At 72.3% G+C, this 12,167-nt stretch carries 11 protein-coding genes; 6 read left to right on the forward strand and 5 right to left on the reverse strand.

Annotated elements, in window-relative coordinates; all coding sequences use genetic code 11:
- Positions 1-178 precede the first annotated feature (178 nt).
- Positions 179-898, forward strand: a complete 720-nt coding sequence (locus O1G22_RS07080; protein ID WP_270080522.1) for a MerR family transcriptional regulator — start codon at positions 179-181, stop codon at positions 896-898.
- On the opposite strand, the gene O1G22_RS07085 is transcribed toward O1G22_RS07080, so the two are convergent.
- The 3 genes from O1G22_RS07085 to O1G22_RS07095 all read right to left on the reverse strand — a co-directional run bounded on the left by O1G22_RS07085 (position 884) and on the right by O1G22_RS07095 (position 5,533).
- Positions 884-3,076, reverse strand: coding sequence for a 3-hydroxyacyl-CoA dehydrogenase NAD-binding domain-containing protein (locus O1G22_RS07085; protein WP_270080523.1), 2,193 nt, complete (start codon positions 3,074-3,076; stop codon positions 884-886). The two genes, O1G22_RS07080 and O1G22_RS07085, sit on opposite strands and share 15 nt — an antisense overlap.
- 41 nt (positions 3,077-3,117) lie before the next feature.
- Entirely contained in the window at positions 3,118-4,332 is a 1,215-nt protein-coding gene (locus tag O1G22_RS07090; RefSeq protein WP_270080524.1) for an acetyl-CoA C-acetyltransferase, read from the reverse strand.
- 64 nt (positions 4,333-4,396) lie between these two features.
- Complete coding sequence (locus O1G22_RS07095; protein WP_270080525.1) at positions 4,397-5,533, reverse strand: CaiB/BaiF CoA transferase family protein; 1,137 nt, start codon at positions 5,531-5,533, stop codon at positions 4,397-4,399.
- A 277-nt stretch (positions 5,534-5,810) separates the two neighbouring features.
- Here O1G22_RS07095 and O1G22_RS07100 point away from each other — a divergent pair, with 277 nt between their 5' ends.
- Together O1G22_RS07100 and O1G22_RS07105 are read left to right on the forward strand one after the other, a co-directional pair.
- The gene (locus O1G22_RS07100) at positions 5,811-6,989 is read left to right on the forward strand and encodes a saccharopine dehydrogenase family protein (RefSeq protein ID WP_270080526.1); all 1,179 of its coding nucleotides are present in this window, start codon (positions 5,811-5,813) and stop codon (positions 6,987-6,989) included.
- A gap of 166 nt (positions 6,990-7,155) precedes the next feature.
- Positions 7,156-7,347: a hypothetical protein gene (locus tag O1G22_RS07105; RefSeq protein ID WP_225095208.1), complete on the forward strand. Its 192-nt coding sequence runs from the start codon at positions 7,156-7,158 to the stop codon at positions 7,345-7,347.
- Here the strand turns inward: O1G22_RS07105 and O1G22_RS07110 are convergent.
- Complete coding sequence (locus tag O1G22_RS07110) at positions 7,308-8,018, reverse strand: endonuclease V (protein WP_270080527.1); 711 nt, start codon at positions 8,016-8,018, stop codon at positions 7,308-7,310. The two genes, O1G22_RS07105 and O1G22_RS07110, sit on opposite strands and share 40 nt — an antisense overlap.
- A 60-nt stretch (positions 8,019-8,078) precedes the next feature.
- Between O1G22_RS07110 and O1G22_RS07115 the strand changes: the two genes are divergently transcribed.
- Complete coding sequence (locus O1G22_RS07115; protein ID WP_270080528.1) at positions 8,079-8,375, forward strand: YciI family protein; 297 nt, start codon at positions 8,079-8,081, stop codon at positions 8,373-8,375.
- Positions 8,376-8,388: 13 nt separating this feature from the next.
- On the opposite strand, the gene O1G22_RS07120 is transcribed toward O1G22_RS07115, so the two are convergent.
- Positions 8,389-9,498 carry a WD40/YVTN/BNR-like repeat-containing protein gene (locus O1G22_RS07120; protein WP_270080529.1) on the reverse strand — a complete coding sequence of 370 codons (1,110 nt, stop codon included), beginning with the start codon at positions 9,496-9,498 and terminating at the stop codon, positions 8,389-8,391.
- Between the two features lie 252 nt (positions 9,499-9,750).
- Between O1G22_RS07120 and ssgD the strand changes: the two genes are divergently transcribed.
- Positions 9,751-10,167, forward strand: coding sequence for a spore wall synthesis regulator SsgD (gene ssgD, locus O1G22_RS07125; RefSeq protein ID WP_270080530.1), 417 nt, complete (start codon positions 9,751-9,753; stop codon positions 10,165-10,167).
- A 298-nt stretch (positions 10,168-10,465) separates the two neighbouring features.
- A complete protein-coding gene (locus tag O1G22_RS07130; protein ID WP_270080531.1) occupies positions 10,466-12,082 on the forward strand; it encodes an ABC-F family ATP-binding cassette domain-containing protein in 1,617 nt (538 codons plus the stop codon).
- Positions 12,083-12,167 lie beyond the last annotated feature (85 nt).

Genomic DNA, 12,167 nt, shown 5'->3' on the forward strand with positions numbered 1-12,167 from the left:
TTGGCCCGCACCACCCTGGTGAGTCGCGGCACAGACCAAGCCAGCAGCTTCCCAGAGAGATCGCCGGATATGCGGTGGCCTACGTCACAGAGCGTTACTTCTCACACGATCCACCCGGTGATCACAGACTGTTCACCACGGGTTTCACACTTCTGGTGAGACAGCGATACTGCTGCACATGACGACCGACGCCACGAGCGACACCGGGGAGCAGACCCTCACCATCGACGAGCTGGCCGCCCGCGCGGGCGTCACGGTCCGCACCGTCCGCTTCTACGGCAGCAAGGGGCTGCTCCCGCCGCCGGAGATCGGTCCGCGCCGGGTGGGCCGGTACGGCACCGGGCATGTGGCGCGGCTGGCCCTCATCGAGGAGCTCCGGCAGCAGGGCATGACACTGGCGGCGATCGAACGCTATCTGCGGCAGCTGCCGCCCGGCCTCAGCCCGCACGACCTTGCCATTCACCGCGCGGTCGTCGCCTCCTGGGCGCCGGACGCGGTGGACACCGTGTCCCGGCAGGAGCTGGAGCGGCGGGCCGGGCGGCCCCTGTCCGCCGAGGACGTGGAGCGGCTCGCCGCGATGAACGTCGTCATGGCGGCCGGCGATGACACCTTCCGGGTCGACTCCGGGCTGCTCCGGCTCGGGGTGCGGCTCCTCGACGTCCCGCTGTCGCAGGAGGCGATCCTCGCGGCGCGCACCGTGCTCATCGAGCACTCGCGCGCCGCGGCCCGTGAACTGTCCCAGCTCTTCCGCGGCGAGGTGGCCGAGCGTGCCGCGCGGGACGTGAAGTCCCTGTCGGCGCACATGCACCCGCTGGTGGTACAGGCGCTGCTGACGACGTTCCAGCGGTCGCTGCGGGAAGAGCTGAGCGAGTGGGTCACCGGGTCAGGAACGGACTGAGTCGGCGAACGGCTCCCCCTTCTCCCCCTTCTCCGCCTTCTCCACGAGCAGCGCGGGCGGGTTGAACCGCTCGCCGTAGGTCTCGGCGAGCTCCCGCGCGCGGGCCACGAAACCGGGCAGGCCCCCTTCGTAGCCGTTGATGTACTGGAGCACGCCGCCGGTCCAGCCGGGGAAGCCGATGCCGAAGATCGAGCCGATGTTGGCGTCGGCGACCGAGGTCAGGACGCCCTCCTCCAGAAGGCGTACGGTGTCGAGCGCCTCGGCGAAGAGCATCCGCTCCTGCATGTCCCGGAACGGGATCTCGTACCCCGGCTTCGTGAAGTGCTCGCGCAGGCCCGGCCAGAGCGCGGCGCGCTTGCCGTCCTCGGTGTAGTCGTAGAAGCCGGCGCCGCCGCTGCGGCCGGGGCGGCCGAACTCGTCCACCATGCGGTCGATGACCGCCTCCGCCGGATGCGCCGTCCAGGTGCCGCCCGCCTCCTCGACCGCCCGCCTGGTCTCATTGCGGATCTTGCGGGGGAGGGTGAGGGTCAGCTCGTCCATCAGGGAGAGCACCTTGGCCGGGTAGCCGGCCTGGGCGGCGGCCTGCTCCACGGAGGCCGGCTCGATGCCCTCGCCGACCATGGCGACGCCCTCGTTGATGAAGTGGCCGATCACCCGGGAGGTGAAGAAGCCGCGCGAGTCGTTGACGACGATCGGCGTCTTGTTGATCTGCCGGACCAGGTCGAAGGCCCGTGCCAGGGCCTCGTCGCCGGTGCGCTCGCCCTTGATGATCTCGACCAGCGGCATCTTGTCGACCGGTGAGAAGAAGTGCAGCCCGATGAAGTCGGCCTGGCGCTCCACGCCCTCGGCGAGGGTGGTGATGGGCAGGGTGGAGGTGTTGGAGCACAGCAGCGCGTCGGGCGCGACGACGGACTCGATCTCCTGGAACACCTTGTGCTTGAGCGCGGTGTCCTCGAAGACGGCCTCGATCACCGCGTCGCAGCTGGCGAGGTCGGCCGCCTCGGCGGTCGGGGTGATCCGGGCCAGCAGCGCGTCCGCCTTCTCCTGGCTGGTACGGCCCTTGGCGACGGCCTTGGCGCACAGCTTCTCGGAGTAGCCCTTGCCCTTGGCGGCCGCCTCCGCGGAGACGTCCTTGAGGACGACGTCGATGCCCGCGCGGGCGCAGGAGTAGGCGATGCCGGCGCCCATCATGCCCGCGCCGAGGACGGCGACCTTGCGGACCTGGCGGGGCTCGACGCCCTTCGGCCGGTTGGCGCCGGAGTTGACGGCCTGGAGGTCGAAGAAGAACGCCTGGATCATGTTCTTCGCGGTCTGGCCGGTGACCAGTTCGGTGAAGTAGCGGGTCTCGATGGTGATCGCGGTCTCGAAGTCGACCTGGGAGCCTTCGACGGCCGCGGCCATGATGTTGCGCGGGGCCGGGTAGGGCGCGCCGTTGGTCTGCTTGCGCAGACTGGCCGGGAAGGCGGGCAGGTTGGCGGCGAACTTCGGGTTCGCGGGAGTGCCGCCCGGGATCTTGTAGCCGGGGACGTCCCAGGGCTGGTGCGACTCGGGGTGCGCGTCGATGAAGGCGCGGGCCTTGGCCAGCATCTCCTCCTCGGTGGCGGCCACTTCGTGGACCAGGCCGTTGTCCAGGGCGCGGCGGGGGTTGTACTGGGTGCCCTGGAGCAGCACCTTCAGCAGGGCGTCCGTGATGCCCATCAGGCGCACGGTGCGGGTGACACCGCCGCCCGCGGGCAGCAGGCCGAGGGTGACCTCGGGCAGACCGATCTTGGAGCCGGGGGCGTCGAGGGCGATGCGGTGGTGGGAGGCGAGCGCGATCTCGTAACCGCCGCCGAGGGCAGCGCCGTTGATGGCGGCGACGACCGGCTTGCCGAGGGTCTCGATGCGGCGCAGGGCGTTCTTGATCTCGGTCGCGGTGTCGAAGACCTGCTGGGCGTCCTCGGGACCGGCCTTGATCATGTCCTTGAGGTCGCCGCCCGCGAAGAAGGTCTTCTTGGCGGAGGTGTAGATGATCCCGCGGATGGAGTCCTTCTCCGCCTCCGCGCGCGCGGCGATCGCCGTGATGGAGGCGCGGAACGCCTGGTTCATGGTGTTCGCGGACTGGTTCGGGTCGTCCAGGACGAGGGTGACGACACCGGTGTCGTCCTGCTCCCAGCGGATGGTCGTGCTTTCGGTCATTACAGTCGTCTCCGTTGAAGTCGCTTGGTTCCGCCGGGAGTTCAGATGCGCTCGACGATCGTGGCGATGCCCATGCCGCCGCCGACGCACAGGGTGGCGAGGCCGTAGCGCTTGTCCTGGCGCTCCAGTTCGTCCACGAGGGTGCCGAGGATCATCGCGCCGGTCGCGCCGAGCGGGTGGCCCAGCGCGATGGCGCCGCCGTTGACGTTGACCTTGTCCAAAGAGAGGCCCATGTCCTTGACGAAGCGCAGCACCACCGCGGCGAACGCCTCGTTGATCTCGACCAGGTCGATGTCGTCGATGGTGAGGCCGGCCTTGGCGAGCGCCTTGCGGGTGGCGGGGGCGGGCCCGGTGAGCATGATGGTGGGCTCGGAGCCGGAGACGGCCGCGGAGACGATCCGCGCGCGCGGGGTGAGGCCGTAGCGCTCGCCGACCTCCCTGGAGCCGATCGCGACGAGCGAGGCGCCGTCGACGATGCCGGAGGAGTTGCCCGCGTGGTGGACGTGGTCGATCTTCTCCACCCAGTGGTACTTCTGCAGCGCCACGGCGTCGAAGCCGCCCAGCTCGCCGATGTCGGCGAACGACGGCTTGAGCTTCGCCAGGGAGTCGGCGGTGGTGCCGGGGCGCAGGTGCTCGTCGTGGTCGAGGACCACCAGGCCGCTGCGGTCCTTCACGGGGACCACCGAGCGGTCGAAGCGGCCCTCCTTCCAGGCCGTGGCGGCGCGCTCCTGGGAGAGTGCCGCGTACTCGTCGACGTCCCGGCGGGAGAAGCCCTCGATGGTGGCGATGAGGTCGGCGCCGATGCCCTGCGGCACGAAGTTCACGGCGAGGTTCGTCATCGGGTCGTTGAACCAGGCGCCGCCGTCGGAGGCCATCGGCACCCGGGACATCGACTCCACGCCGCCGGCGAGGACGAGGTCCTCCCAGCCGGAACGCACCTTGGCGGCGGCCAGGTTGACAGCCTCCAGGCCGGAGGCACAGAAGCGGTTCTCCTGCACGCCGGCGACCGTGTCCGGCAGGCCTGCGGCGACCGCGGCGATCCGGGCGATGTCGGAGCCCTGGTCGCCGACCGGACCGACGACACCGAGGACGATGTCGTCGATCGCGGCCGGGTCGAGACCGGGGAAGCGGTCGCGGATCTCGTGGATGAGGCCGACGACCAGGTCGATGGGCTTCGTGCCGTGCAGGGCGCCGTTCGCCTTGCCGCGGCCGCGCGGGGTACGGATCGCGTCGTACACGTACGCTTCGGTGCTCACTGGTGTGCCTTTCGGAAAGGGTGGGCCGAGCGGGGGCGGTCGCTGCCTGCGACCAGGTCGTCGTTCACGAGTCGTCGTTCACCGTCGTCGGTATTCCCCAGTCCCGCACCACCGCCTCGGTGTCCGCGCCGGGCAGGGCCGGGCCGGTGCGGACGGCGGTGGGGGTCGCGGAGAAGCGGGGGGCGGGGGCTGGCTGGGTGATGCCGCCGTGGTCGGTGAAGGTGCCGCGGGCGGCGAGGTGCGGGTGGTGCGGGGCCTCGCGCAGGGACAGCACGGGCGCCACGCACGCGTCGGTGCCCTCGAAGACGGCCGCCCACTCGTCACGGGTGCGGGACTTGAAGCGGGCGGCGATCCGCTCGCGCAGCTCGCCCCAGCGGGTCCAGTCCTTGCGGGCGCCGCTCAGGTCGTCCAGGCCGAGCAGGCGCAGGAACTCCTCGTAGAACCGGCCTTCCAGGGCGCCTACGGCCATGTACTGTCCGTCGGCGGTCTCGTAGGTGCCGTAGTAGGGGCAGCCGCCGTCGAGGAGGTTGGCGGCGCGCCGGTCCTGCCAGCCGCCGGCGGCGAGCATGCCGTGGATCATCGCGGACAGATGGGCGGCGCCGTCGACGATGGCGGCGTCGACGACCTGTCCGGTGCCGGTCGCGCGCGCGTGGTGCAGGGCGGCGAGGACGCCGACGACCAGGTAGAGGGACCCGCCCGCGTAGTCCCCGAGGAGGTTGGCGGGGACGGCCGGGGGCTCGTCGGGGCGGCCGATCATGCCGAGGGTGCCGGTGAGCGCGATGTAGGCCACGTCGTGACCCGCGCGCTGGGCGAGCGGGCCGTCCTGGCCCCAGCCGGTCATCCGGCCGTAGACCAGGCGGGGGTTGCGGGCGTGGCACTCCCCGGGGCCGACGCCGAGGCGCTCGGCGACGCCCGGGCGGTACCCCTCGATGAGGATGTCGGCCCGCTCGGCGAGGTCCAGCACCCGCGCGGGGCCGTCCGGGGTCTTCAGGTCGACCACGACCGACCGCTTGTTGCGGTTCGTGACGTCGTACGCGGGGTCGATCGCGAGGCCTGGGCCGCCCGGCCGGTCCACCCGGACCACGTCCGCGCCCAGGTCGGCCAGGAGCATGGCCGCGAACGGGCCCGGCCCGATGCCGGCCAGCTCGACCACGCGCACACCGGAGAGCGGGCCCTGCCCCGGCTTCGCTGCCGTCGTCATGCTCCAGCCCCCAAGCGTGTGTGACACAACTGATGTAACACCCGTGATGCTAAGAACGCGTTCCATCTGACACAAGACCTGAACGAGCAAGCGCTTAGCCAAATGCCCGGCACGTCGGAGATCACCCGAAGGGGTGAGAGGCGGGTGCGCCATGCGCCGGGCCGGCCCGCCTCCGCCCCCCGCTCGTCGCCGGAGTGCGGCCGGTCGTCGGAGCGCGCACTCCTCACGCTAGCCTCAGCCACCGACAACGGCGCGGGCCGCACGACCAAGGGGTGTCATGAGCAGGCTAAAAAGGACGGACCGTCCCTACGACCTCGTGCTTTTCGGAGCCACCGGCTTCGTCGGCACCCTCACCGCGGAGTATCTCGCGGCGCACGCGCCGGACGATCTGCGCTGGGCGATCGCCGGCCGCGACGAGCGGAAGCTGGAGCGGCTGCGCGAACGGCTGCCCGGCGGCGCGGACATCGGCGTGCTGCGGGCCGACGTGACCGAACCGGCCACGCTGCGCGCCCTCGCCGAGCACGCGCGCGTGGTGGCCACCACCGTCGGACCGTACGTGCTGTACGGCGAGGAGCTGGTCGCCGCCTGCGCGGACACCGGCACCGACTACCTGGACCTGACCGGCGAGCCGGAGTTCGTGGACCTGATGTACGTCCGGCACGACACACGCGCGCGGGAGACGGGTGCGCGCCTGGTGCACGCCTGCGGCTTCGACTCCGTACCGCACGACCTGGGCGTGTACTTCACGGTCCGGCAGCTGCCGGAGGGGGTGCCGCTGCGGGTGGACGGGTACGTGACCGCCGACGCGGCCTTCTCCGGCGGCACCCTGGCCTCGGCGCTGAACCAGTTCGCCCGCGGCCGGCAGATGCTGGCCGCCGCCCGGGACCGGGGACGGCACGAGCCGCGGCTGCCGGGACGCCGGGTCACGGCGCCGACGGGCGCGCCGCGCTTCGCCGGGGAGGTGGGCGCGTGGGCGCTGCCGCTGCCGACCATCGACCCGCAGATCGTGCGCCGTTCGGCGCGGGCGCTGGAGCGGTACGGGCCGGACTTCCGCTACCGGCACTACGCGGCGGTGCGGCATCTGCCGGTCGCCCTCGGCGGGGTCGCCGCCGTCGGCGCGGCAGTGGCGGCCGCCCAACTGCCGCCCGCGCGGCGCTGGTTGTCGGGGCGGCTGGAGCCGGGGGACGGGCCGAGCGCCGAGAAGCGGGCGCGGAGCCGGTTCGCGGTGCGGTTCGTCGGCGAGGGCGGCGGCCGGCGGGTGTGCACGGAGGTCGCGGGCGGCGACCCGGGCTACGACGAGACGGCGAAGATGTTCGCCGAGGCGGCCCTGTCCCTGGCCTTCGACGACCTGCCGGACACGGCGGGGCAGGTCACCACGGCGCAGGCGATGGGCGACGCCCTGACCGGGCGGCTGCGCGCCGCGGGAATCACCTTCCGGGTCGCGGTCGGCGGGTGACCGCCCGCCGCCCAGCCTCCTCGCCTCCCCACCTTCCCTCCGGTTTGAGACTTTGCCGCGAGGAAGTGGCGCCTGGCAGCTGACCTGCACGGAAAACTCTCACTGGGTCTTTCAATGAAACGATGGAAGCCTCAGTGTGCAGCAGCCGCAAGGAGGCGAGGAGAGCGTGAAGTTCGTGCTCGAAGTGACGGTGGACGAGGGCGCGTCGGCGCAGGACCGGGCGAGTGAGCTGGGCCGGATCCTGCGCTACTGGGGCGGCAATCTTCACCACTACGCCCTCGAACCGGGAGACGGCTCGGCCGTCTACGACTCGGCGTATCAGGAGGTCGGTGCCTGGCGCGTGGTCGCCGCTTCCTGAAGGGCCCGGCGGCACAGGGCGTCCGCCCGGCGGGTGGTCTCCGGCAGCCGGTAGCGCGGGGTCAGGGCGAGGGTGTGGGCCAGGGCGTTGTCCAGGCTCACCCGGTGGCCGACCGACACGAAGACCGGCTTGACGCCGTCCCGGGTGCGCAGGGCGCGTCCGACCTCCTCGGCTCCCGCGAGCAGCGGGGCAGAGGCGCCCCGCGCGGGGGCCGGTTCGTCGTACGTGAAGGTGAACGGGTTCTTGGCGACGCCGAAGACCGGCAGCCCGGTGAGCACGCCCAGATGGCTGGCGAGCCCGAAGCGGCGCGGGTGGGCCAGGCCGTAGCCGTCGCACACGACCAGGCCGGGTGGGCACGGCAGCCGGTCCAGCGCGGCCCGGACGGTGGGGATCTCCCGGAAGGCGAGCAGCCCGGGCACGTACGGGAAGGACACCCGGCCCACGGCCGTCGCCTCGGCCACCACCTCCAGGGTGGCGGCGTCCAGCACGACGGCCGCCGCGGCGACGAGGTCGAGGCCGTCGTCGTAGGCGACGTCGACGCCGGTGACATGCCCCTGCCCCGGCGTCGGTCCGGGCTGGTCCAGCACCACCCGCCCGCGCAGCTCGTCCTGTACGGCGCGGGCCTCTTCCTCGGTCGCGGGCCAGCCCGCGGGTACGCCTACGGTCGTCATGGTGACCAGAACTGTACGGCCCGGGGTCCGTTGTCAGTGCCCGGGGGTAGCCTCGTGATCATGTTCGTACTGGAGCTGACCTACACCGCACCGCTGGACGCCGTCGACGCCCTGCTGCCCGACCATGTGGCCTGGCTGGAGGAGCAGTACGAGAAGGGCTTCTTCCTGGCCTCCGGGCGCAAGAACCCCCGGGACGGCGGGGTGATCCTGGCCGTCGCCGAGGACCGTGCCGCGATCGAGGAGATCGTCGCGCGCGACCCGTTCAGCGCCGGCGGCGTGTGCACGTACCGCGTCACCGAGTTCATAGCCACGAAGACGGCCCCCGAGCTGGACCGGCACCGCCAGACGCTGAGCTGAGCCGGCCCCGCGCTCAGCGTTCCAGCCGGGCCACCCTGCCCTGTTCGCCGGCCGCCCAGCAGCTCAGGTCGGGCGTGCAGGCCACGGTGTCGTACGAGCCGGTGTCGACCGTCCGCCAGGTGTGGCCGCCATCGGTCGTCAGGTCGGTGCCCGTGGGGCCGACGGCGAGGGCGGCGGTGCGGCTGTGCGGCAGCCAGGCGGCGCCGGAGCGGTAGGCGGGCGGGGGTGCGCCGGCAGGGGTCCAGGTGGTGCCGCCATCGGCGGTGACGGCGGCGGCCTGGGGCGAGGGCTGATCGGGGCGGTAGTCGCCGCCGACGGCGAGGCCGTGGGTGCGGTCGCGGAAGGCGAGCGCGAACACGCCCTTGGCCGGGTCGCCGGCCGGGACGGGGGTGTCGGCCGCCGTCCAGGTCAGTCCGCGGTCGGCGGAGTGCAGCACGCGCGCGTGGGCACCGCCGCCGGTGGCCAGCCAGACGTCCCGCGGGCCCGAGGTGACCAGGCACTGGCCGCTTGCCGCGAAACCGGCCTCGCCGGCCAGGGCGGGCGGCATGCCCGCGGCGGGCAGCACCCGCCAGGAGCGGCCTCCGTCGCTGGTGGACAGCATGCGGAACCGCCCGTCCACGGGGTCGCTCACGGCGAGGCCGTGGCGGCGGTCGAAGAAGGCCAGGCAGTCGTAGAAGGCGTTCGGGTCGGTGTTGCGGAAGGGCTCGGTCCAGCTCGCCCCGCCGTCATCGGTGCGGTAGACGCGGGATGCCTCACCCTCGCCGATGGCCAGCACCACCGCGTGCCGCGCGTCGAACGCCTCCACGTCCCGGAACTGAAGGTCGCCCGCTCCCGGCGGGGAGACGTTCCGCCAGCCGGCGCCGCCGTCCGTGGTGCGCAGCACGGTCCCCTCGGTGCCGGCCAGCCAGGCGGTGCGGTGGTCGACGGCCGCGAGACCCCGGAAGCGGACCTGTGGGGTCCCGGGGTCCTTCGCCGCCCAGTGCACTCCCCCACCGCCCGGGCCGAGGGGCCCGGCCTCGGCCGCCGGGACGGTCAGCGCGGCCAGCGCCGCCCCGCACGCCACCCCCGCCGCCACCAGCCGGCCCGTCCGTCCCTTGCGTCGCGTGTTCCCCAAGCGCTTCATGGCGGGCGAAGCTAGCCCACCGAGCGGGCGCCGTCCAGGGGACCGACCGCCCGCCGTGCGGGGCCAACTGCCCCTCGTCGCAAGGCGAACGGCCCGTCGTCGCGCGGCGGGCAGTGGGATTTCATCGTGCATGAACGCGGTGACCGAGGTCACTCGTACTCGGTGTGCACGCCCGGGCCGGATCCGTCGTCTCTACCGGTGCCGGGTGCCGCACATCCGGCCGTAGTCCAGCCGTCACGAGGGAGCAAGGCGTTGTCCACCGTCATCGAGCAGCCCGTAGAGGCCCGTCTCGTCGCCGCCGCACCGCGCATGCCGAGCATTCCCGCCACGCTGCGCTACGACCGAAGCGACCCGTTCGCCGTCGTCATGACCTTCCCGGCCCCGGCCACCCTGGAAGGCGTCGAGGTGTGCTGGGCCTTCTCCCGCGAGCTGCTGATCGCCGGGCTGCAGGGGCCCGAGGGCCAGGGGGACGTCCGGGTGCGGCCGTACGGCTACGACCGCACGGTGCTGGAGTTCCACGCCCCCGAGGGCACCGCAATCGTGCATGTGCGCTCGGGCGAGATCCGGCGCTTCCTGGCGGCGGCCGACGAGCTGGTGCCGGTCGGCCTGGAGCACCTCCAGTTCGACCTGGACCACGACCTGGCCGAGCTGATGCGGGACGCCTGCTGACCGTCACGCCCTGCGCCGAGGGGGGCATTTAATCGCGTTGACAGCCGGCGGGCCCCCTCCTACCGTTTATCCCGGTCCTGTTGCCGTCGATTGGAGAAGGACGTTGCTCGTCTGAGGTCCTGAGGCATCGCGTCGCACCGGTGAGGTGTGTGCGCGGCGTACGACCTCGGCGTCCGAGCCGTCCTCCGGCACAGGCCGTTTTTCATGGCCTCCTCGTGCCCCAGACCCTTCGGTTCCCGCCTCGCGGTGTCTCCAGATGCGTCCACCCGACCGCACGCACCTTCATTGCGAGGCCTCCATGTCATCCTCTCTCACCTGTACGTCCCTGACCTTCACCTGGGCCGACGGCACCGCCGTCTTCGACGGCCTCGACATCGCCTTCGGTCCCGGCCGCACCGGGCTCGTCGGCGTCAACGGATCGGGGAAATCAACCCTGTTGAAGCTGCTGGCCGGGGAACTCACCCCGACCGACGGCACCGTCAAGACGGCCGGCGAGGTCGGCTACCTCCCGCAGAACGTCACCCTCGACACCACGCTCCGCGTCGACCAGGCCCTCGGCATCGCCGGGAAGCGGGCCGCGCTGCACGCCATCGAGGCGGGCGACGTCGCCGAGGAGCACTTCGAGACGGTCGGCGACGACTGGGACGTCGAGGAGCGCGCCCTGGTCACGCTCGGCGAGCTCGGTCTCGGCCACATCGGCCTGGACCGCACCGTCGGCGAGGTCTCCGGCGGCGAGTCGGTGCTGCTCCGGCTGGCCGCGCTGCTGCTGCGCCGCCCTGACGTGCTGCTGCTGGACGAACCCACCAACAACCTCGACCTGTACGCGCGCCGCCGGCTGTACCAGGCCGTCACCGCCTGGCCGGGCGTGCTCGTCGTGGTCAGCCACGACCGGGAACTGCTCGACCTGGTCGACCAGATCGCGGACCTGCGCTCCGGCGAAGTCACCTGGTTCGGCGGCAACTTCTCGGCCTACGAGGAGGCCCTCGCCGTGGAGCAGGAGGCCGCTGAGCGCATGCTGCGTGTGGCCGAGGCGGATGTGCGCAAGCAGAAGCGCGAACTCGCCGACGCCCAGGTCAAACTGGCCCGCCGCAAGCGGTACGGACAGAAGATGTACGAGCAGAAGCGCGAGCCGAAGATCGTCATGGGTGCCCGCAAACGCGCCGCCCAGGAGTCCGCGGGCAAGCACCGCATCATGCACGAGGAGCGGCTCGCCGAGGCACGCGAGCGGCTGGACGAGGCGGTGGAGGCCGTACGGGACGACGACGAGATTCGCGTCGAACTGCCCTACACGGCCGTACCGCCCGGCCGTCAGGTGCTCACCCTGGAGAACCTGGGGCTGGCGTACGGGGCGCGCGTCGAGGGGATCCTCGATCTGCGCGGCCCGGAGCGGATCGCGCTCGTCGGCCGCAACGGCGCCGGGAAGACGACGCTGCTGCGGACCGTCGCCGGGGAACTGGCGCCGGCGGCCGGCGAGGCACGCGCGCACGTGCCGCTGCGTTTTCTGCCCCAGCGGCTGGATGTGCTGGACGACGAACTGACCGTCGCCGAGAACGTGGCCCGGTTCGCGCCGGGCGCCACCAACAACCGGATCCGGGCGCGCCTCGCCCGCTTCCTGTTCCGGGGCGCACGGGCCGACCAGAAGGCGGCCACCCTGTCCGGCGGCGAGCGGTTCCGGGCGGCACTGGCCGCGCTGATGCTCGCCGAGCCGGCACCCCAGCTGCTGCTGCTCGACGAGCCGACCAACAACCTCGACATGGCGAGCGTGCGGCAGCTGACCTCGGCCCTGGAGTCGTACGAGGGCGCGCTGCTCGTGGCCAGCCACGACATGCCGTTCCTGGAGTCGATCGGCATCACCCGCTGGCTGCTGATGGAGGAGGGGGAGCTGAAGGAGACCACACCGGAGGACGTCGGGTGATCCCGCCCGGCGTCGGGCCCGGTGCCCCGGGAGTGACACGGCCTCGACGTCTCAGGAGGGGCACAGCCTGACAACGAGGGTTTTG

Source organism: Streptomyces camelliae, assembly GCF_027625935.1.
Taxonomy (GTDB): domain Bacteria; phylum Actinomycetota; class Actinomycetes; order Streptomycetales; family Streptomycetaceae; genus Streptomyces; species Streptomyces camelliae.